18 protein-coding genes are annotated in these 21,480 nt (G+C 64.0%); 11 read left to right on the top strand and 7 right to left on the bottom strand.

Annotated features, from left to right (window positions below):
• Positions 1 to 18 precede the first annotated feature (18 nt).
• Positions 19 to 1,206, bottom strand: coding sequence for a substrate-binding domain-containing protein (locus tag FJ957_RS09250; protein ID WP_140830634.1), 1,188 nt, complete (start codon positions 1,204 to 1,206; stop codon positions 19 to 21).
• 131 nt (positions 1,207 to 1,337) lie between these two features.
• Here FJ957_RS09250 and FJ957_RS09245 point away from each other — a divergent pair, with 131 nt between their 5' ends.
• The 4 genes from FJ957_RS09245 (at position 1,338) to FJ957_RS09230 (ending at position 6,457) form a co-directional block, all read left to right on the top strand.
• Entirely contained in the window at positions 1,338 to 2,207 is an 870-nt protein-coding gene (locus tag FJ957_RS09245) for an IclR family transcriptional regulator (protein ID WP_140830632.1), read from the top strand.
• A gap of 272 nt (positions 2,208 to 2,479) precedes the next feature.
• The gene (gene thrS / locus FJ957_RS09240; RefSeq protein ID WP_140830630.1) at positions 2,480 to 4,453 is read left to right on the top strand and encodes a threonine--tRNA ligase; all 1,974 of its coding nucleotides are present in this window, start codon (positions 2,480 to 2,482) and stop codon (positions 4,451 to 4,453) included.
• Positions 4,454 to 4,536: 83 nt separating this feature from the next.
• Complete coding sequence (locus FJ957_RS09235) at positions 4,537 to 5,478, top strand: GNAT family N-acetyltransferase (protein WP_140830628.1); 942 nt, start codon at positions 4,537 to 4,539, stop codon at positions 5,476 to 5,478.
• 151 nt (positions 5,479 to 5,629) lie between these two features.
• Positions 5,630 to 6,457 (top strand): outer membrane protein, encoded by an 828-nt coding sequence (locus tag FJ957_RS09230; RefSeq protein WP_140830626.1) that lies wholly within the window; start codon positions 5,630 to 5,632, stop codon positions 6,455 to 6,457.
• A gap of 13 nt (positions 6,458 to 6,470) precedes the next feature.
• Here the strand turns inward: FJ957_RS09230 and FJ957_RS09225 are convergent, their stop codons facing one another.
• A complete protein-coding gene (locus tag FJ957_RS09225; RefSeq protein ID WP_140830623.1) occupies positions 6,471 to 7,436 on the bottom strand; it encodes a hypothetical protein in 966 nt (321 codons plus the stop codon).
• 283 nt (positions 7,437 to 7,719) lie between these two features.
• On the opposite strand from FJ957_RS09225, the gene FJ957_RS09220 reads away from it, so the two are divergent.
• Entirely contained in the window at positions 7,720 to 8,304 is a 585-nt protein-coding gene (locus FJ957_RS09220; protein ID WP_140830620.1) for a nitroreductase, read from the top strand.
• Positions 8,305 to 8,584: 280 nt separating this feature from the next.
• Here FJ957_RS09220 and FJ957_RS09215 read toward each other — a convergent pair whose 3' ends face one another.
• Both FJ957_RS09215 and FJ957_RS09210 read right to left on the bottom strand, forming a co-directional pair.
• Positions 8,585 to 9,466, bottom strand: coding sequence for a CoA ester lyase (locus tag FJ957_RS09215; RefSeq protein ID WP_140830618.1), 882 nt, complete (start codon positions 9,464 to 9,466; stop codon positions 8,585 to 8,587).
• The gene (locus FJ957_RS09210) at positions 9,466 to 9,918 is read right to left on the bottom strand and encodes a MaoC family dehydratase (protein WP_140830616.1); all 453 of its coding nucleotides are present in this window, start codon (positions 9,916 to 9,918) and stop codon (positions 9,466 to 9,468) included. Before FJ957_RS09210 ends, FJ957_RS09215 begins: the two co-directional genes overlap by 1 nt.
• Positions 9,919 to 10,070: 152 nt before the next feature.
• On the opposite strand from FJ957_RS09210, the gene FJ957_RS09205 reads away from it, so the two are divergent.
• Positions 10,071 to 11,192: a DUF2336 domain-containing protein gene (locus FJ957_RS09205; protein ID WP_140830614.1), complete on the top strand. Its 1,122-nt coding sequence runs from the start codon at positions 10,071 to 10,073 to the stop codon at positions 11,190 to 11,192.
• 14 nt (positions 11,193 to 11,206) lie between these two features.
• On the opposite strand, the gene FJ957_RS09200 is transcribed toward FJ957_RS09205, so the two are convergent.
• From FJ957_RS09200 to parE, 3 genes are all read right to left on the bottom strand, one after another.
• Positions 11,207 to 11,644 carry a VOC family protein gene (locus tag FJ957_RS09200; protein ID WP_140830612.1) on the bottom strand — a complete coding sequence of 146 codons (438 nt, stop codon included), beginning with the start codon at positions 11,642 to 11,644 and terminating at the stop codon, positions 11,207 to 11,209.
• A gap of 85 nt (positions 11,645 to 11,729) precedes the next feature.
• A complete protein-coding gene (locus tag FJ957_RS09195; protein ID WP_140830611.1) occupies positions 11,730 to 13,811 on the bottom strand; it encodes an FUSC family protein in 2,082 nt (693 codons plus the stop codon).
• Between the two features lie 42 nt (positions 13,812 to 13,853).
• Entirely contained in the window at positions 13,854 to 15,908 is a 2,055-nt protein-coding gene (gene parE, locus FJ957_RS09190; RefSeq protein WP_140830609.1) for a DNA topoisomerase IV subunit B, read from the bottom strand.
• A gap of 254 nt (positions 15,909 to 16,162) precedes the next feature.
• Between parE and cpaB the strand changes: the two genes are divergently transcribed.
• The 5 genes from cpaB (at position 16,163) to FJ957_RS09165 (ending at position 21,478) form a co-directional block, all read left to right on the top strand.
• The gene (cpaB, locus tag FJ957_RS09185; RefSeq protein ID WP_140830607.1) at positions 16,163 to 17,083 is read left to right on the top strand and encodes a Flp pilus assembly protein CpaB; all 921 of its coding nucleotides are present in this window, start codon (positions 16,163 to 16,165) and stop codon (positions 17,081 to 17,083) included.
• A 101-nt stretch (positions 17,084 to 17,184) separates the two neighbouring features.
• Positions 17,185 to 18,552, top strand: coding sequence for a type II and III secretion system protein family protein (locus FJ957_RS09180; RefSeq protein ID WP_246685787.1), 1,368 nt, complete (start codon positions 17,185 to 17,187; stop codon positions 18,550 to 18,552).
• 4 nt (positions 18,553 to 18,556) lie between these two features.
• Complete coding sequence (locus tag FJ957_RS09175) at positions 18,557 to 18,832, top strand: hypothetical protein (RefSeq protein ID WP_140830604.1); 276 nt, start codon at positions 18,557 to 18,559, stop codon at positions 18,830 to 18,832.
• A gap of 13 nt (positions 18,833 to 18,845) precedes the next feature.
• Positions 18,846 to 20,060, top strand: coding sequence for a response regulator/pilus assembly protein (locus tag FJ957_RS09170; protein ID WP_140830602.1), 1,215 nt, complete (start codon positions 18,846 to 18,848; stop codon positions 20,058 to 20,060).
• Entirely contained in the window at positions 20,057 to 21,478 is a 1,422-nt protein-coding gene (locus tag FJ957_RS09165; RefSeq protein WP_140830601.1) for a CpaF family protein, read from the top strand. The genes FJ957_RS09170 and FJ957_RS09165 overlap by 4 nt, the downstream gene beginning before the upstream one ends.
• Positions 21,479 to 21,480 lie beyond the last annotated feature (2 nt).

Raw genomic sequence — 21,480 nt, 5'->3', positions numbered from 1 at the left:
GTGAGGTCTTGACGGGAGTTATTGGGCGCAGGGATCCGGCGTCTTGGCGTAGTCGAATTCCGGCGTCGGCGCCGGCTTCTTGAAATACCCGTTCATCAGGTCTTCCGGCATCGGATCCTGTGGCGCGACCGGGAAGACCGACACGGCGTCGGCCGTCATGCATGAGCGGTACCATGAACCGAGGTCGCCGACCTTGACGTCGGGGATCGGAATTTCCATCAGGCTCACCTTGGGCTCCTGGCCCAGCAGCATCCGTACGCCGACGCGCACGGCGGTCTGCGCCGTCCATGATGGCAGCAGCGCACCGCCCGTGAACTTGAAGTCCGGATGCGCTTTCCAGTAGCCGAGGGCATCGCCCGAGATGCTGCCGGTGATGACTGGCGCCGGCCTGCCGGCCTGAGCGAAGGCCTCGGCCACCACGCGCGCTTCGCTGCCCGAGGTCCACACCGCGTCGATCGGACCCGGATTGGTTGCAAGCGCCTGCAGCACCACCGTCTTGGTCACCGCCGCGGTCCAGTTGCCGTTGACGTCGCGCACGACCTTCACGTCGGGCGATTCCGCGAACCCCTTGTCGGCTCCGACGCGCTGCTCGGCGACGAGCGGACTGCCGGCAATGCCCTCGACCCTCAGCACATTGCCCTTGCCGTTAAGCGCCGTGGTGATGTCCTTGGCCATGTCATAGCCGAACTTGATGTAGTTGGAATCGACGCTGACCGCGTAGGGCGTGGTGACGAGGCCCACCGAGACCACCGGAATGCCCGCCTTATAGGCCGCCTCGATGGCGTCGTTCAGCGCTGTAGACGATCCGGCCACGACAGTGATGACGCTGCATTTCTTGTCGATGAAGGCACGGAGCTGGGCGATCTGCTGGCTGGTGTCACCGTTCGAGTCCGAAAGCTCGAAGCTGCTGACGCTGCCGTCGGCCTGAAAAGCGCCGACGAGGCTCTTGAAGTGATTGGTCAGCGCCACTCGCCAGGGATTCCCCTGATACGATTCAGAATGGCACCATTTCCACGGCTTGGCCGGCATCGCGAAGCCGTCGAAGGCCGAAGGCTGCACATTCTGTTCAGCCCCGACATAGAGGCCGCGCAGATTGTCCGGCAGCGTGGCGAGCGCCGCCTTGCCGTCGGCAAGAGCGGCTGTCGGATTTGCCAGCCCGGCGAGTAGCAGAGCTGGGAGAAGTATGCGCACGGCATGCGTATCCATGGTTCGAGTTCCCCTGTTTTATTTCATATATGATAGCATATTTTAATAGGTAATAGAAACTTCGGGCGCTTGTCAATTGCCGCCGAGATCAGCAAATTCCTGCCGACCGGAACCAGCGGGACCAGAATCAGATGGGTGGGCCAAGAAAAAGCGACGTCGCCGCGCCGGCGGAAAAAACGCCCAGAGAGGGGCAGGCAGCCTATCTCGCGCCCGCGCTGGAGAAGGGCCTGGACGTGCTCGAGCTGCTTGCCCGGCAATCCGAAGGACTGACCCAGAGTCAGATCGCGCAGCAGCTCAGCCGTTCGCTGCAGGAAGTCTACCGTATGGTCGTCTCGCTGGAGCGCCGGGGCTATATCCGCCGCGGACCGCAGGACGAGGCCTTCAGGCTGTCGATGAAGCTCTACGACCTTGCGCTCGCTTTCCCGCCGATCGAGATGCTCACCACGGCGGCCAACCCGATCCTCTTGCGGCTCGCGGCCGAAACGCAGCAGTCGATCCTGCTGACGGTGCTGGAGGGGGCGTTCATTCGCACCATCGCCTACGCCGACAGTCCGGCACCGCTGGGCTTCCGGGTGCGGCTCGGCACATCGAGTCCGGCAGAGCATACCGCCTCGGGCCGGGTGATCCTCGCTTTCCAGCCGCCAACGATACGCGAGTGGAATTTCGACGCGCTGGCGGCCAACGGCATCGATCGGGCGGAATTGCGACGGGTGCGGCAGCGCATCGAAGCCATCGCCGCGCGGCACTACGAGCTGATCGCGGGTGAAAACATTGCCGGTATCACCGACGTGAGTTTCCCGATCCTCGACGGCCGGGGGCAGGCCTTGGCTGCGCTGACCATGCCATTCCTCCAGTCGGTGCGCGGGCGGGTGCCGATCCAACAGGCTGCCGCTTCGCAATTCAAGGCGGCCTGCGAGCTGTCGAACATCCTGGGCGGCACGCCGCCGGAGCCCGAATTCCCGCTATCGGACCCGTTGACCCGCGCCCCGCACCCCGAATGAGAGCGGCTTTACACGGGGCTCGACCCAGGCAAGGGCTCCGCCATGATAGGCCGCGATATACCCCCCGCTTTCGGTCCTCCTCCTCATAAAAGCGGCGGCAGGCGCAGGCCTTCCGACATTTCCTGACGGCCGCTCTTTACCTCGCGCGACACTGCCTCTAAAACCGCGCCGCTGCCGGACGCCTCCGGCTAACCCTCTGCTTGCCGCAACGCATCCGGCGGCATGCATTTCACCACCCGCGCTCGTTTGCGGGACTGGATAGGAGAACCCTGATGCCGAATTCCGTTTCCCTGACATTTCCCGATGGTTCCGTCCGCGAGTATGACGCGGCGCTGACCGGCGCGGGTCTTGCCGAATCGATCTCCAAGTCGCTGGCCAAGAAGGCTGTCGCCTACAGTCTCGACGGCACCGTTCGCGATCTTTCCGATCCGCTCGGCACGTCCGGCAAGGTCGAGATCATCACCCGCGAGGATCCGCGCGCGCTGGAACTCATCCGCCACGACACGGCCCATGTGCTGGCCGAGGCCGTGCAGGAGCTGTGGCCGGGAACGCAGGTGACCATCGGGCCGGTGATCGAGAACGGATTCTACTACGATTTCGCCCGCAACGAGCCGTTCACGCCCGACGATTTCCCGGCGATCGAAAAGAAGATGCGCGAGATCATCGCGCGCAACAAGCCTTTCACCAAGGAGGTCTGGTCGCGCGAGAAAGCGAAAAAGGTCTTCGCCGACAAGGGCGAGCGCTACAAGCTCGAGCTGATCGACGCCATTCCGGAAGACCAGGACCTCAAGATCTACGCCCAGGGCGACTGGTTCGACTTGTGCCGCGGTCCGCACATGGCCTCGACCGGGCAGATCGGCAATGCCTTCAAGCTGATGAAGGTGGCAGGCGCCTATTGGCGTGGTGACTCGAACAATCCGATGCTGACGCGCATCTACGGCACCGCCTTTGCCGACCAGGCGCAGCTCGAGGCCTACCAGACGCTGCTGGAAGAGGCGGAGAAGCGCGATCATCGCAAGCTCGGCCGCGAGATGGACCTGTTCCATTTCCAGGAAGAGGGGCCGGGCGTCGTCTTCTGGCACGCCAAGGGCTGGAAGATGGTGCAGAACCTGATCAACTACATGCGCCGCCGCCTCGACGAGCACGGCTATCAGGAGGTCAACGCGCCGCAGGTGCTGGACAAGAGCCTGTGGGAGACGTCGGGTCACTGGGGCTGGTATCGCGATGCGATGTTTAAGGTGACTGTCGCCGGCGACGACACCGACGACGACCGCGTCTTCGCGCTGAAGCCGATGAACTGTCCCGGTCACGTGCAGATCTTCAAGCACGGGTTGAAGTCTTACCGCGAACTGCCCGTCAAGCTTGCGGAGTTCGGCAATGTGCATCGCTACGAGCCGTCGGGCGCGCTGCACGGGCTGATGCGCGTACGCGGCTTCACCCAGGACGACGCGCATATCTTCTGCACCGAGGAGCAGCTCGCGGCCGAATGCCTGCGCATCAACGACCTGATCCTGTCGACCTATGCCGATTTCGGCTTCGACGAGGTCAGCGTGAAGTTGTCGACCCGGCCGGACAAGCGCGTCGGCACCGACGAGGCTTGGGACCATGCCGAGGCGATCATGAGCAATGTGCTGGAGACGATCCGCGCGCGCTCCGGCAACCGCATCAAGACCTCGATCAATCCGGGCGAGGGGGCTTTCTACGGGCCGAAGTTCGAGTATGTGCTGAAGGACGCCATAGGCCGCGAATGGCAATGCGGCACCACGCAGGTCGACTTCAACCTGCCGGAGCGCTTCGGCGCCTTCTATATCGGCTCGGACTCGGAGAAGAAGCAGCCGGTGATGGTGCATCGCGCGGTCTGCGGCTCGATGGAGCGGTTCCTCGGCATCCTGATCGAGAACTATTCCGGCCATTTCCCGCTGTGGTTCGCGCCGCTGCAGGTGGTGGTGGCGACGATCACCTCGGATGCGGACCAATACGCCATCAAGGTCGTCGAACGGCTGAAGGCGGCCGGGCTGTTGGCCGAGACCGACCTGCGCAACGAGAAGATCAACTACAAGGTGCGCGAACATTCCCTGGCCAAGGTCCCGGTCATCCTCGTCTGCGGCAAGCGCGAGGCGGAAGAGGAAACCGTCAATGTCCGCCGGCTGGGCTCCCGCGACCAGGAATCGCTGAAGCTCGACGAAGCGGTGAAGCAGCTTTCCGACGAGGCGGTCTCGCCTGACCGCAAGCGTCGCGCAGCCTGACCTACCAGCACTTCCTAGAATGGCGGTGGCGTCTCCACCGCCATTTTCATATGCCTGTCACGCCAGCCTTGTAACGAGCCGCCATGCTCAAGTTGAAACTGCCGGAAAGACGATTTCCCGAGCTTTCCTACGCCAACCCGCATCAACCGGTGCTGACGCGCTGGTTCATCCATTCGGTCGAGGGGCTGTCGGGTCGCGACCGCTTTGCGGCGCTCTACGACTTCTGGCGCCGCCAGGTGGTTCCCACCGGTGATCGGGTGTTCACCCGCATGCTGGAGCTGATCGATGTCAAGGTGCGCAACGCTGTGCAGTGGCCGCCGGCGGCGCTGCCCGATACGCCGCTGGTCATCGTCGCCAACCACCCCTTCGGCATCGGCGACGGCATTGCCGTGCTTTCGCTTGTCGAGCAGTTGGGCCGCCCGTTCCGGGTCATGATCCACAAGGACCTGCTCAGGATCCGCGAGATGGAGCCCTATTCGCTGCCGATCGATTTTTCCGAGACAAAGGAAGCGCTGAAGAACAATATGGCGGTGCGCCATGAGGCCGTGAGGCTGTTGAAGGAAGGTGTCACCATCGTGATCTTCCCCGCTGGCGGTGTCGCCACGGCGCCCAAGGTCTTCGGCCGCGCCATCGACCTGCCATGGAAGATGTTTCCGGCCAAGCTGGTTCAGGAGGCCAAGGCCTCTGTCATCCCGATGCACTTTTCCGGCCAGAACGGGCGTCTGTTCCACCTCGTCAGCGGTCCGATGAACATGGCCGAGCGCGACAACCGCGTGGCCAAGTTCATCGGCAAGGCATCGTTGACGCTGCGTCTTTCCCTGCTCATCCGCGAGTTCGCCCGCCTGTCAGGCAGGACAATCGAGGTGCGCATCGGCGATGTGCTGAGCTGGCGCGACCTCGAGCCGCTGCGCGAGCGCAAGGCGCTGCTCGATCGTCTCTACCGCTCGGTCTTCGACCTGGCGACGCCGGCTGCGCAACGCGGTCGTGTGCCGTTCCTGCCGAGGCGGACGCGCAAGGCCGCCTGAATGACAAGCTGCCGTCTTGGCGACATAGTCACCCTTGATGGCCTTATTTAGCTGTTGCTTGAGTAATTTATAGATACTTATACTGTGGCTCAATAGCCACAGTCACAAGTTGCGCGATTTGCTATCAAAGGCTGGGTGGGGAGCTGAGCCGATGAATATCGCCAACACTATTGTACTGACGGGACTGGTCCTGGGTGCCGCAGGAGTTGGTATCAACTCCGCAATGGCCGGCGATGCGGCCCCCTCCTGGGGTGGCGCCTATATCGGCGCCAATATCGGCTATGGCTGGGATTCGGGCGACTTGGGTTTATTATTGAAACCTGGGCCTGAACACGCACCGCCTGATTTTCCTATTGAAGACATTCAGGCGGTTGTAGACGCTCTAAACGAGGTCGGTGCGTTTCCAACGTCGATGTCGCCCTCCGCACGCGGCGTCGTTGGCGGCGGGCAGGTTGGCTATAACTGGCAGCTGCCTTCCAACTGGGTCGTCGGCATAGAGGCGGATATTCAGGCGTCGGGGATAAAGGGCTCGGAGACGCAACTAAGGAGCCCTCAGTTTTTTGATCAGACAGATACGACCGTCAGCAAGAAAGTTGACTGGTATGGCACCGTGCGCGCCCGCGCCGGCTATCTCGTCGATCCGCAATGGCTGGTCTACGCGACCGGCGGTTTGGCCTACGGCAAGACCAATATTGGCTTCAGCACGGTCAATTTACCTGCCATACCCGTGCAGAATCCCTGCTCCGAAGTTGATATTTGCGCAAACAGTTCGTCCGACAGCACCCGGTTGGGCTGGGCGTTGGGAGCGGGCGTCGAGACGATGCTGACGCCCAACTGGAGCGTCAAAGCCGAGTACCTCTATGTTGATCTCGGGCGTCGGTCTTTTACAGCTCCCGCGACTGCTCCGCTGGATTTCAAAGTGTCGGCTAAGTTCCACGAGCAGACCGTTCGCATCGGCCTGAACTACCACTTCAACTGAGAGCCGGACCCGGTCAGTCGGCGCCTTCCTCCGGATCGATGGCGGACGATTCATTGGCCACAACCTCGATTTCCTGGTTTTGGCCGGCAACCACCGTGAAATCCTTCTGATAGATGCGGTCGCGGTTCTTGGCGATGATGGTGTATTGGCCTTCGGCCAGCACCATCGAGGCGAAGGCGCCGACCGCTTCCTTGATCGGATCGCCGCTCTCGTTGAGCAGCGACCAGGATGTGTCGGCGATGGCTTCGCCGCCGGGCTCGCGCACCAGCTTCATCGTCATTTCGGCGGCTCGGTGCTCGACGGTTGCCTCCGTCAGCTTGCCGGCCTCGACACGGATGTCGGAGCGGATCACCGCGTTGACCGCGCCATAGGTGGAGACGACATGGTAGGTGCCGGCGTTCAGCCGCACCACGGTGTTGGGTGCGACTTCAGGGGCGATCAGCGCGCGGTCGCCATTGGCCGCGGCCTCGCCTTCATAGATCGAGAAGCGCAGTTTCTTCGACGGAATGGGCGCGCCGCCCGACGTCACCGCGTCGAGCTTCAGGCCGCCGGCGTCGAGCACGAGGCTTTCGCGCCTGGCCTCCTTGCCGACGGTGATGCGCTTGGTGGCGCCGGCGCGTCCGTAGGAGGCATGGACGAGATAACTGCCGGGATCGAGCTGGAACACGGCCGCGCCGCCATGCGCGGACGCCACCATCGGCAGCTTGCCGTCGCTGGCGGGTTCCGGCTTGAAGACGCGCCAGACGATGCCGCGGGTGATGTCGGCGCCCTTGTCGGTCAACTGTGCCGACAGCGTGATGGCGCCGCCGCTGCCGAGCGCCAGCGGAGCCTGGCTCTTCGGCGTCGCATAGCTCGAAATGCCTGGAAGTTTGATGTCGCCGACATCATTGGCGTTCTGGGCGAGCGCGAAGGAAACCGGCACCGCGAACAACGCAGCGACCAGTGCGATCACGAAAAGGCGCAGAGTCCCCTCAAACATGCTTGCGTTGAAGCCCAAGGCGGTGGCAATTTCAAGACCTAGAGCCGAATGATTTCAGGTCGAATTGACCTGAAATCTGAATCCGGGTCTAAGTCAAAGAAGTAGAGCATGATGTCGTCCGAAAACCGCTTCACACTTTTCGGCATCATGCTCTAGAAGCGCGTCGCCCGACGCGGCAGCTTCTTATCCGGCGCAAGACGCCATCGCCCGAGCCGCCCGACCTCCCGATGGCGTGCTTCAGCTCAAAATTGAATGCTATTGAATGCTTAGGAGACTTGCGCCCATGGTGTCGCCGATCATCGACTTCCTGCTCACCCGCAATTCCGCGCCGATCCCCGACCTCAAGGAGCCGGCGCCGAGCGACGCCGAGATCGCGACGATGATCGCGGCGGCCTCGCGCGTGCCCGACCATGGCAGGCTCGAGCCCTGGCGTTTCATCCTCTATCGCGGCGAGGCGCGCATCGAGGTCGGCAAGAAGCTGGCGGCGCTCGCCGAACAGCGCGAGGGGCCGTTGCTGGAAGGCCGACGCAACCAGGAACTGGCGCGCTTCTCGCGCGCGCCGCTGGTGATCGGCGTCGTGTCGGTGCCGAAGGAGAACCCGAAGATCCCACAATGGGAGATGTTCCTGTCGGGCGGCATGGCCGCCATGAACCTGATGATCGCGGCCAACGCGCTGGGCTATGGCACCAACATGATCAGCAACTGGTATTCCGACGTGGCCGAGGGCAGGGCGATCCTGGGGCTGTCGCCGCAGGAGCGCGTCATCGGCTTCGTCCATATCGGCTCCCATCAGGGGCCAACGCCGGAGCGACCGCGGCCCGATCCGGCAAAGCTCTACGGCGATTACACGGGACCATGGGCAGGGTGAACCGTCTATGGACGCCGCAAAGGGGCGCGGCCTGGCTCACGATTCTTCGAAGGCGGTGCGTCCGCGCCGACGGAAGGATTGGAGCGGCGCGCTGTCATGACAGCGCGCACGTAGCCGGGCTCTATGACGATTACGCCGCGAGCGTTCGCTACAAACTGATCCCGATGGTCTGGTAGCGGTCAGGCGGAACTGCCTGCCGCCCTGGAGCATTTCACCGTTTCCGTGAAACGGTGAAATGCTCTATCCCCTTGTTTTTACGCAATTCCGGACGGAAAACCGCTCACACTTTTCCTGGAATTGCCCTGGCGCGCGCCAGCAGCCGTTCGGCCAGCCGCAGGTGCGGCCGGTCGTACATCTTGCCGTCGATGCCGACGACGCCCGGATTTCCCGCCGCCGCAAAGGCGTCGACGATCGCCTGCGATCGCCCGACCGCTTCGGCGGACGGCGTGAAGGCGGCGTTGATGACCGGCACCTGCGCCGGATGGATCGCCATCTTGCCGGTGAAGCCGTCGCGCTCGGCCTCGCGGCATTCCTTCTCAAAGGCGGCCATGTCGCGGAAATCCGGAAAGACGGTGTCGATGGCGGCAACTTCGGCCGCGCCGGCCGCCAGAATGGTCATGGTGCGCGCCAGGCGAAACAGGTCGGTGTAACAGCCGTCCTCGTCGCGGGTCGAGCGCGCGCCGATCGCGGCCGACAAGTCCTCGGCGCCCCAGGTCAGCCCGGCGAGCCGCGCGCTCGTTCCGGCATAGCTTGCCGCCGCCAGCACGCCCGCCGCGGTCTCGGTGATGATCGGTACGATTCTTATGGCGCCGTCAGGCAGCCCGTTTTCGGCCTCATGCACCCGGAGCTTCGCCGCCAACTGCTGGACATCCTGCCCGCTGTTCGACTTGGGCAGCATGATGCCGTGGGGCTTCGCGGCGACGAGTGCCGCGAGATCGGCGTCGGCGAGGCCGGTCGACAGGTCATTAACCCGCACATAGATGGCGGAACCCGTCCGGTGTCTTTGACTCGAAATGAACCCGGCCGCGGTCGTGCGTGCCGCCCCCTTGTTCGCGGTGGCGACGGAATCCTCGAGATCGACAATGACCACGTCGGCGCCGGCGCCAAACCCTTTTTCCAGCTTCCGCTCGGAATCGCCGGGTACGAAAAGCAGCGAGCGCATCAGGCCGCCTTCTTCAGCATCATCGCCTGCCTTGTGCATTTGGCGACGAGAACGGCATTTTGATTGTAGGCGCGATGCTCGAACTCGACGATGCCGCGGTCGGGCTTCGACTTGGACTCGCGCACGGAGACGACCGTCGTCTCGACCCGGATGGTGTCGCCGTGAAAGACGGGATGCGGGAACACCGTCTCCTTCATGCCGAGATTGGCGACAGTGGTGCCGACTGTGATGTCGTTCACCGAAATACCGATCATCAGGCCGAGCGTGAACAGCGAATTCACCAGCGGCTTGCCCCATTCGGTCTTTGCGGCGAAGTCGAAATCGATGTGCAGGGGCTGCGGGTTCAGCGTCATCACCGAAAACAGCATGTTGTCGCTCTCGGTCACCGTCTTGCGCAGCGCGTGATGGAAAACGTGGCCGACGACAAACTCTTCCAGATAAAGCCCGGCCATGGTTCGACCTCCTCCAATGCACCTGCTTGATAGGCGTTGGCTGCGCCTCCATCAAGCCGGTTAAGAAACATGGTGAACCGTTCGTAAACCATTTCCAGCCTACCGTTGACAACGGGGCCGGGAACATTCCGGCATGGGCGTAGCTGGTCGGTATGGTTGTTTCGCACTTTCTAAAATGGATTGATACGGCAAGGGTTTCCGAGCGTGCCGCGGCCGCGAGCGCGCTGGCGCGTGCCTATATCAATTCCGATCTGCCATTCGAGGATCGCTGCGCCGCCGAGGCGGCGCTCACGCTGCTTCTGGACGACGCTTCCTCCAAGGTGCGCCAGGCGCTCGCCGAGGCACTGTCGATGAGCCACCACGCGCCGCCGCAGGTGATCAGTGCGTTGGCAGCCGACCAGCCGGAAGTCGCGGCGCTGGTTCTGGCGCGTTCGCCGCTGCTGACCGATGCCGATCTGGTCGAGCGCGTCGCCTGCGGCCAGAAGGCGACGCAGAAGCTGATCGCCAACCGTCCGGTCGTCTCGATGTCGCTGGCGGCGGCAATCGCCGAGATCGGCGAGCCGGAGGCCTGTGCCGCGCTGGTCGGCAACAGCGGCGCCGAGATTGCTTCGCTGAGCTTCCGCCGCATGGCCGAGCGGCACGGCCACCTGCCGCTGGTGCGCGAGGCGCTGATTGCCGATCGACGCTTGCCCGCCGATTGCCGGCACATGCTGCTGGTCAAGCTCGGCGAGACCCTGAAAGGTTCACCCCTGGTGCTGGCGATGATGGGTGCGGCACGCGCCGATCGCGTGATGCGCGACGCCTGCGTGAAAGCCTCGGTGACGCTGATCGAGGGAACGCGCCTGGAAGAACATGCCGCGCTGATCGAGCATCTGAGGCTGCGCGGCGACCTTACGGCAAGCTTCATCATCCGCACCATCGCGCATGGCAAGGTGGACTTCTTCGGCTCGACTCTGGTGGCTTTGGCCCAACAGTCCGAGCAGCGGGTGACAGCGCTTCTAGCCGGCGGGCACGACGTTGCACTGCAGGCGCTGTTCCGCAGCGCCGGACTTGCGCCGGCCACGCATGCCATCATCCTGCGCGCACTCAAGATCTGGCGCGAGGTCGCCAACGGCCGGCGTGTCGCCGGCGTACAGGAAGTGAGCTGGCTGATGCTGAGGGAACTCGGCGGCCAATCCGCCGAGGGCGATCTTGCCGGGCTGGTGAAGTCTATCCACCTCGACGCCTTGCGGGAAAATGCGCGCGGGCACGCGCTGGCCATCGCCGCGGCCTAGGGCATATTCAAGTCTCAGCCGAGTTCCTGGGCGAGGCCGATGAGAAGCCCTTCAGGCCCGCGGACGTAGCAGAGCCGATACGCGTCCCTGTACTGGACCACTTCGCCGACGAGCTCGGCGCCGCGCTTGCGGAGTCTCTCAAGGGTCTCGTCGACGTCGTCCACGGTGAACATGGCGCGGAGATAGCCCAGGGCGTTCACCGGAGCGTTGCGGTGATCCGCGACGACAGGCGGTGTGATGAAGCGGGACAGCTCGAGCCGGCTGTGGCCGTCCGGGGTGCGCATCATGGCAATCTCGACGTGCTGATCGCCCAGTCCGGTGACACGTCCGGCCCACTCTCCCTCGACAGTGGCCCGCCCCTCGAACTCGAGGCCGAGCTCGCGGAAGAATTCAATCGTCTCGTCGAGGTCCTCGACGACGATTCCTATGTTGTCCATCCGTTTGAGCGCCATGTGTCCAACCTAAAATGTCTCGACCAGCCTGACAAGAATCATTCCCGAACCGGTCTGACCTGAAACGCCGCACGCTCCGAATTGTTCAGGCGCGACCCTTCGCAAAGAAATCCGGATAATCTTCCATCGCTGCGGCGATGATGCGTAGCGAGGCGGCGATCTGCAGAATTTCGAGCCGATCGCTGCGTTGGGCGATGCTGGCCGCATATTGCCTCGCCACCGCGACGGTCGCGGTCTGCGGCTCGCCCGGCCGCCTAAACAGCAATTCGCCCGCCAGGCCGCGCAAGAAATTGCCGATGGACTCGACCGTTTCGTGCGGGACGGCGGAGTTCAGTTGCGCGTGGCGCAGCCGCAGCACTTCCAGCCCGACGGTTACGGCCGAAATGCTTCCGCCAAGAATGGGGTCGCCCTTGCGCCTCGTCTGCTGCACCTGTGGCATCAGCTGGTTGATCCGGTCATAGGCGAGGCTTTCGAAGGCCGAGCGCCGGGGAATGCGCTCATGCAGGCAAAGCCGCGCCAAATCCTCGCGCATCGCCTGCGAGATGCGCTCCACGGTGACCCAGGGGTCGGCGGGCAGCACGACGATGAAGACACCGATGGCAATCAGGATGCCGACCAGGATCGACGCCGAGCCGGCGAAGAACGGCCCGGGATCGTAGATCATCTGTTGATGCGGGCTGAGGAAGGCGAGGAAGTTGATGGCGAAGGCGGTGGCGACACCGACATGGCGGGGATTTGCCATGCCGAGCGCCGCGGGCACCAGGATCGGCACCACGAAGAGCGTGAACCAGCCGAAGCCCGGCAGCGCCGGCAGCGCGACCTGGCCGACCAGAAAGGCAAACGGCAGCGCGATCAGCGTTCCGGTGAAGAAACCCCAGGCGGACTGCACCGGATCCGGGCGTGCCGCGAACAGGCTGGAGACGACGGCGACGAGGATGACGGTGCCGGCTGCTTCCGACCATTTGGTCGTCAGCCAGAAGACCGCCACGAGCAACGTCGCGAGCGCCGCGCGCACCGCGTTGCGCCATGCGGCCTGGTAGTCGCGGTGGACGACCAGCGCCGGCTGGCCTCGCTCGCTCGATTTCCGGGAGACGGGCGAGCGGAGCGCGTCAAGACCGCGCATCACCTGCTTCAGCGCCTCGGCGAAATCGCCGGCAATGGTCAGGCGGGTAATGGTGCCGACCTTCTCTTCGGCGGTGTCGTTGGAGCCGTTATCGTTGGGCAGGTCGGGCATCTCCCTGGCCTTGCTTGCGATCGCATCGAGCCGCGCCACCCAGGGGCCGGTGTCGTCGAGCGCGCCGGGTGTCGCCGAAAGTTCTCCGACGAAGGCCTTCAATTCGCTGCGCATGGGAATGAGCGCCGCGTTCTTCGGCCTGCGGTGGCTGTGCAGCGCGCGCGCCGCCGAAAGCGCCCACAGAAGCTGACCGATCGTGCGCCGCACCGGGTGGGCGCGGGTGGCGAAGCTCGGCGCCTCCAGGCGCGCATAGGTGCGCATCTCGGCAAGCGTCTGGGCATCGGTGATCAGCTTGCGCTGGAGTGCGGCGAGGCTTGCCGGATCGCCGTTGGAAAAGGCGCCGCCGGCATATTCGGCGAGGTCGAGGATGCTGCGCTTCAACCTGGAAATGATGGCGTCGGCCGCGAGCTTCGGCAGGATCAGCCGGCTGGTGACGCCGGCGCAGACGATGCCGAGCGCGATCTCCGCGCAGCGGGCGATGGCGAGGTCGACGACAATATGCGGCTGTCCGAGGGCCGGCAGGCTGATGATCATCGCGGTATAGCCGGCAAGCGCGGCGCCATAGGCTTCCGGGTTGCGCAATAGCGACGAGACCAGCGTGCAGACGCCGATCCAGAGCGCCAGCACGCTCACCAACAGCCAGGGATTGGCACCGAACAGCGATGTGATGCCGACGGCCGCCAGGCCGCCGGCCAGCGTGCCAAGCAGCCGGTAGAAGCCCTTTGCCAGCACCATGCCGGCGACCGGCTGCGCGACGATGAACACCGTCATCATCGCCCATTGCGGATGGTCGAGCTTCAGCGCGTAGGCGACAAGCAGCGCGATCAGTCCGGCCGAAACCGTGCGCAGGGCAAAAATCCAGTCCGAACGGGTCGGCTGCGTCAAACCGCTTAAGGGCGTCTCGACAAGCTCTTTCAACCGCGTCCAGGTCACATCGGTTCTCCGCGCCGGAGACTGTTATGGACCGGCGGGCGATCAGATATCCAGCACATCCGCCTCTGCGAATTCGGCGCGCTCCTGGATGAAGCGGAAACGCGCCTCGGGCTTGGTGCCCATCAGCGCGTCGACGGCATCCTTGGTGGCCTGCTCGGCGTCGATCACGTCGACCCTCAAAAGCGTGCGCTTCCTCGGATCCATCGTGGTCTCCTTGAGCTGCGCGGCCATCATCTCGCCCAGGCCCTTGAAGCGGCCGATCTCGACCTTGCCGCGGCCGGTGAATTCGGTGCGCAGCAGTTCGTCCTTGTGCGCGTCGTCGCGGGCGTAGCCGACCTTGCCGCCCTGCCGGATCGAATAGAGCGGCGGCACGGCCATATAGAGATGGCCGCCGCGGATCAGGTTCGGCATCTCCTGATAGAAGAAGGTGATCAACAGCGAAGCGATGTGCGCGCCGTCGACATCGGCGTCGGTCATGATGATCACGCGGTCGTAGCGCAAATCCTCGTCGCGGTATTTCGAGCGCGTGCCGCAGCCGAGCGCCTGGATCAGGTCGGAAATCTGCTGGTTGGCGGCGAGCTTGTCGTTGCCGGCAGAGGCGACGTTGAGGATCTTGCCGCGCAGCGGCAGCACCGCCTGGCTGGCGCGGTCGCGCGCCTGCTTGGCCGAGCCGCCGGCCGAGTCGCCCTCGACGATGAAGATCTCGGCGCCGGCGGCGGCGTTCTGCGTGCAGTCGGCGAGCTTGCCCGGAAGGCGCAGCTTGCGCACCGCGCTCTTGCGCGAGACTTCCTTTTCCTGGCGGCGCCGCACGCGCTCGTCGGCGCGCGCGATCACCCACTCCAGAAGCTTCGAGGCTTCCTGGGGATTGTCTGCCAGCCAGTGGTCGAACGGGTCGCGAAGGGCGTTTTCGACGATGCGCATCGCCTCGATCGTCGCCAGCCTGTCCTTGGTCTGGCCGACGAATTCAGGCTCGCGGATGAACACCGACAGCATGCCGGCGGCCGAGATCATCACGTCGTCGGTGGTGATGATCGAGGCGCGCTTGTTGCCGATGAGGTCGGCGTAAGCGCGCAGTCCGCGCGTCAGCACGTTGCGGAAGCCGGCCTCATGCGTGCCGCCTTCGGGGGTCGGAATGGTGTTGCAATAGGAGTTGAGGAAACCGTCGCCGCCGAACCAGGTCACCGCCCATTCGAGCGAACCGTGGCCGCCCTGCTTGTCGCTCTTGCCGGCGAAGACCTCGCGCGTGACCTGGAATTCGTCGCCGAGCGTCGCCTTGAGATAGTCCTTCAGGCCGCCGGGGAAATGGAACTCGGCCTTGGGCGGCGTCTGGTCCTTTTCCTTGATCAGCGACGGATCGCAGGTCCAGCGGATCTCGACGCCGCCGAACAGATAGGCCTTCGAGCGCGTCATGCGGTAAAGCCGCGCCGGTTCGAAGGCGGCGCCCTTGCCGAAGATCTGCTCGTCGGGATGGAAGCGGGTCCTGGTGCCGCGGCGGTTGTGGACCTCGCCGAGATGCTCAAGACCGCTGACCGGGACGCCGCGCGAAAAACGCTGGCGGTAGAGCTGACGTCCGCGCGCGACCTCGACCTCGAGATGGTCGGACAACGCGTTGACGACCGAGACGCCGACGCCATGCAGGCCGCCGGAGGTCTCGTAGACCTTGGAGTCGAACTTGCCGCCCGAATGCAGCGTGGTCATGATGACTTCGAGCGCCGGCTTCTTGAATTTCGGATGCGGATCGACCGGGATGCCGCGGCCGTTGTCGGTGACGGTCAGGAAGCCGTCGGCGGAAAGCTCGACGTCGATGAAGGTGGCGTGACCGGCGACCGCCTCGTCCATCGAATTGTCGATGACCTCGGCGAACAGGTGATGCATCGCCTTGTCGTCGGTGCCGCCGATATACATGCCCGGACGGCGTCGCACCGGCTCGAGCCCTTCCAGCACCTCGATGTCGGCGGCGCTGTAGCCCTCGCTGCCGTCGCGGACGGCGGTCGAACGCTTCGCGGCCTGCACGAGCGGATCGGCCGGGCGTGACGGCGCGCGCACCGGCTGTGCCGGCTTTTCCATCTTGCCGAAGAGGTCGTTGCTGTCGTCCATGCTGGGCCTAGCGTCCGGTAATGCGAATCACGTCTCGATACTGCCACGCTTTTGGCGGGCGAACGAGTTCCTGTTCCGTTCAGGGATCAAACTGTCTCTTATTCCAAAACCATTCGATAACCAAGCCGGCCGAAATAGGGCGGCCGGCGTGCCCCGGTGTTCCCGATTCTTTAACATTAACGCCTAGCGTGAGGCCTAACCAACAAAAGACCACGGGCGTCAGGGGTTTCGTTGTGAGGGGCAGGGCCATAACCATGATCGGCATCGCCGCCGTGTTCGGCGCGATCTCGATCTTTGCGGCGGATTTCTGGGTCAAGAGCCAGGCGAAGGCGCAGCCCGAGGTCAAGGTCGTCTCCGTCATGGCGCCGCAGCAGCCCAAGGTCGAGTTCAAGACCATCGTGGTCGCAAGCGCGCCGCTGCGCTACGGCATGGAGCTCGGACGGCCGCTGCTCGCCGAGATTCCGTGGCCGCAGGATTCGCTGCCGCAAGGTGCTTTCCCGACGATCGACAAGCTGCTTGCGGACGGCAGCCGGGTCGTGCTGTCGCCGGTCGAGGTCAACGAACCGGTGCTGCTCACCAAGCTGTCGGGGCCGAATGGCCGCGCCACCCTTTCCAACATGCTGTCGCCGGGAATGCGGGCCGTCACCATCCGCACCGATGAGATCGCCGGTGTCGGCGGCTTCATCACGCCGGGAGACCGCGTGGACGTCGTGCTGACGCGCGACGCTGGCGATATCCAGGAAGTGTCCAAGAATGCGCAGGGCGCCGCCGGGTCGACCGTCACGTCCGAGATCGTCGTCTCCGACGCCAAGGTGCTTTCGGTCGGACAGGGCGCCGACGAGCGCAAGACCGAGCCGCAAATCGCCAATTCCGTGACCCTCGAAGTCACCAACGAAGGGGCGCAGAAAGTGGCGCTTGCCCGCACCGTCGGCACGCTGTCGTTGTCGCTGCGGTCGGCCGCCGACGCAACCGCCAGCAATGGCGGGCTTACGACCATCTCGTCCTTCGGCGGCTCGGTTGCCGCAAACGCGCAGGCGAGCACCGCCTCGCTCGTCAATGCGATGACGAAAGACCAGGGCGAGCCGAAACTAAAGACGGTGATCGTGACGCGTGGCGACAAGGTCGAGGAATACAAGGTTCCTTCACGGGAACCGCCGCAGGAACTGCAGCAATAGCCGGTGGGGACCGGCGGGGACGGGGCAAGATGTTCGGGTTTGATGCATTTCGGACGACCGGGGGATGGCGTCTTCTCGGCGCGATAGCGCTGGCGGCGGCAATGCTTGGCGTCGCCGCGCCGGCAAGGGCTGGCAATGACGTCGTCTATGTCTCGGCGAACAAGAACGCCTCGATCAAGGTGGCCAAGGGCAAGCCGAAGACGATCATGACGAGCGCCGCCTTCTACCAGATCGTCATCGGCGATCCGGAGATCGCCAACGTCAATCCGCTGACCGACAAGTCCTTCTACGTGCTCGGCAACAATCTGGGCACCACCGGCATCGCCCTGTTCGACCAGAACAAGCAGCTTGTCGGCACCATCGACATCGAGGTGACGCTGGACACCGACCAACTGGCCAGCACCATCCGCGCCAGCGTGCCCGACGCCAAGATCAAGGTCGGTTCGGCGAACGGCCGCGTCGTGCTGTCGGGCGAGGCCGACGATGCGGTCGCCGCCGACAAGGCCAGCAAGATCGCGTCGCGCTTTTCCGGCAACGAGGAAATCATCAACTCGGTCAACATCTCGTCCTCGCAGCAGGTGCAGCTCAACGTCCGCTTCGTCGAGATCAATCGCCAGGCCGGTCAGGATCTCGGCGCCAAATACGCCGCCAATTTCGCCTATGGCATCGGCAACCGCAAAGTCGTGCTGAACCCGGATGGGGGGAACCTGACGGCTGCCGGAACAGGCGAGATCATCGGCAGCCTGCTTTCGAACGGCGTTTCCATCGACATCGCCATCAAGGCGCTGGAGGAACGCGGCCTGGCGCGGCGGCTGGCGGAGCCGAACCTGATTGCACGTTCGGGCCAGACGGCGAGCTTCCTTGCCGGCGGCGAGTTCCCGATCCCGGTTTCCGAAGACAATGGCAAGATCAGCGTCACCTACAAGAAGTACGGCGTCGGCCTGGATTTCACGCCGACGGTGCTGAAGGACGGGCTGGTAAGCCTCGACATCGCGCCGGAAGTGTCCTCGATCGACCCGTCCGCTTCCATCCAGGTCAGCAGCGGCATTTCCATTCCGGCCTTCATCGTGCGCCGCGCAAGGACATCGGTCGACCTCAAGAACGGCCAGAGCTTCATGATCGCCGGCCTCCTGCAGTCGCAGAACGACATCACGACATCGCGGGTGCCGGGGATCGGCAGGCTGCCGGTGCTCGGTCCGCTGTTTTCCTCGAAATCCTATCAGCGGCGCGAGACCGACCTGGTCATCATCGTCACGCCTTATCTGGTCAAGCCGGTCGATCCCTCGAAGAAGATGGTCGAGCCGATCGACGGCACCCAGCCGGCAAGTCCCGCCGACTATTTCCTGAACAACACCGAGGAAGTGGACGCCTCGGCCTCGAAGCGTCCGGTGACGCTGGCGGACGGCAGCGCCGCCCGCCCGATGGCTGCCGCCACGTCCGGCCACTTCCTCGATCTGCCAAAGGACTAAGGCCATGCGCATCCCCGTTTGCATCGCTCTGCTCCTGGCCGGTTTCGCCGGCGGCTGCACCAGCGACGACTATGTCCGCACCGAAGGGGTGACGCCCGGAGTCGGCAACGCACAGGCGTCCAACACCGCCATGCAGATGGTCGATCCGTGGAAGTACGGCGTGCAGAATACCCGGCTTCTCGTGCCGGCCCGGCGTCCGGGTTCCGAGAGCACCGCCGTCGGTGCGAAGGCCGGCTCGGGGTCGGCGCCGACGACATCATCATCAACGACATCGGACTGACGGGCTGACGACGATGGCATCTGGTAGCAAGACCAAGAAGATCCTGCTCGTTTCGACGGACAGGACGTTCTTGCAAGACACACGGACGGCTTTCGCGGCCTCCGAGGTCATCGAGCTTTTGACGTTGGAAAAGAGCGTCAACGAGCTGCGCGGCGAGATCCTCGAGACGAACTTCGGCACGGTTATCGTCGACATGGATGCAGCCAAGCTCGAGGAAATCGAGTCGCTGCAGCGCGTCATGCGACGGCTGGAAGGCAGCGTTCCGGTGGTCGTCGTGACCCAGGAATTCAACGCGGCGGCGGTGCGTATCCTGGTGCAGCTCAAGGTCGCCGATTTCCTGGTCAAGCCGATCACCACGGCCGACCTGGTGCGTTCCGTCATCCGTGCGCTGCAAGGGCCGGGGCGGGAAGAGAACACCGAATCGCACATCTACACGTTCATGCCGGCCGCCGGCGGCGTCGGCACCACCACGCTCGCCTTGCAGACGGCGTTCCAACTGCATCATTCGGTGACGCGCGGCGCCTCGACATGCGTCGTCGACCTCAATTTCCAGCAAGGCGCCTGCGCCGAATATCTCGATCTCGAACCGCGCTTCGACATCACGGAAATCGAGAACCAGCCGGAGCGCCTCGACCGGCAATTGCTTGACGTGATGCTGTCCAAGCATGCGAGCGGGCTGTGCGTGCTTGCCGCTCCCACGCGCCCGTCGGACATGCGCTCGTTCAAGACCGATGTCGTGGTGCGCATGCTCGACCTCGTGGCGGCCTATTTCGACAATGTCGTCATCGACATGCCGCGCACATGGTTCCCCTGGACAGAGACGGTGCTGCTCGGCTCGAACAAGCTCTATATCGTCGCCGAGATGACGGTACCCTGCCTGCGCCATACGCAGCGTCTCATCCAGGCCGTCTATGAGACCGCCGGCAAGGAAGTGAAGCCCAACGTCATCGTCAACCGCTTCGAGCAGAAGATGTTCGACAGCGGCATCAAGCAGGCTGACGTCCAGGAGATACTCGGCGAGCATTTCGTCGGCGGCATTTCCAACAATTACCGGCTGGTGCGCGAGGCGGTCGACCGCGGCGTGCCGCTGCACGCCATCGATCCCAACGCCAATGTCGTCAACGACCTGAAGAAGATCATCCTGCCGGAGGAGGCCGTGCAGACGATGGCCAAGTCGAAGTCGCTGTTCGGCCTGGGCAAGGGCTTGCTGAAGAGGAAGGCAGGATGAACAGCCGCTTTTCCAACCTGCAGAGCCGCGACGTTCGTCCGCAGCGGGCGCCCGAACCCGCGTCGGTGACGCACAATGCAGTGATCATCCCGACGACCCGCAAGCCGGCGCCGCCGAAGCCTGAAGCAGCGCCTGCCAAGAGCGCCAACAAGGTGCTCGATGCGCGTGTGCGTATCCATCGCATGCTGCTCGAGGAGATCAACCTCGTGGCGCTGGAGCGGCTGCCCCGGGATGAAATGCGCCGGCAGGTGCATGAATTCGTCTCGGAAAAGACGCGCAACGAGCGGATGGCGATCAACAACGCCGAACTCGACGCCCTGGTCGACGACATCGTCGACGAGATGGTGGGCCTCGGCCCGCTGGAGCCGCTGCTCAAGGACCCCGAGATCAACGATATCCTGATCAACGGTCACCAGAACTGCTTTGTCGAAAGGCGCGGCAAGCTGCAGCAGGTCAACATCCCGTTCAAGGATGAGGCACATCTACTTCGAATCATTAATAAAATCGTCGCGGCGGTCGGCCGCCGCGTCGATGAATCGCAGCCGATGGTCGACGCCCGCATGCTCGACGGCTCACGCTTCAACGCGGCGATCCGCCCGGTCGGCGTCGACGGGCCGCTGGTGTCGATCCGCAAATTCTCCAAGAACAAGCTCGGCCTGCACAAGCTGGTCGAATTCGGCGCCATCACCCAGAACATGGCCGAGGTGCTGGCGGCGGCGGTGCATGCCCGCAAGACCACGATCATCTCAGGCGGCACCGGCACGGGCAAGACGACGATGCTCAACGCCTTGTCGGCCTTCATTCCGGAAGACGAGCGCCTGATCACCATCGAGGACGCGGCCGAGTTGCAACTGCAGCAGCCGCATGTCGCGCGCATGGAAACGCGTCCAGCCAATATCGAGGGCCACGGCGAATTGAAGCAGCGCGATCTGGTCAAGAACGCGCTGCGCATGCGCCCCGACCGCGTCATCCTCGGCGAGTGCCGCGGCGAGGAGGCCTTCGACATGCTGCAGGCGATGAACACCGGTCACGAAGGCTCGATGGCCACCATCCATGCCAACACGCCGCGCGATGCCATCTCGCGTCTGGAGCAGATGCTCGGGATGACCGGCATGCCGATGACCGTGCAGTCGATCCGCAGCCAGATCTCCAGCGCCATCGACATCATCGTCCAGCTGACGCGCCTGTCCGACGGCAAGCGCAAGGTGACCAGCGTCGCCGAAGTGACCGGCATGGAAGGCGACGTCATTCAGATGCAGGAGATCTTCCGCTTCGTGCGCACCGGCATGGAGGCGGACGGAAAGATCCTCGGCCACTTCGAAGCGACCGGCATCCGGCCACGCTTCCTCGAGGACTTGCGCAACATGGGCATCGAATTCCCGGGCAAGTATTTCGAACCCGGCCGGCCGCAGGACTAGGC

It is taken from the genome of Mesorhizobium sp. B2-4-6, from assembly GCF_006442775.1.
Taxonomy (GTDB): Bacteria; Pseudomonadota; Alphaproteobacteria; order Rhizobiales; family Rhizobiaceae; genus Mesorhizobium.
The sequence above is the reverse complement of the archived record's forward strand: the minus strand, read 5'-3'. Positions and strand labels throughout refer to the sequence as shown.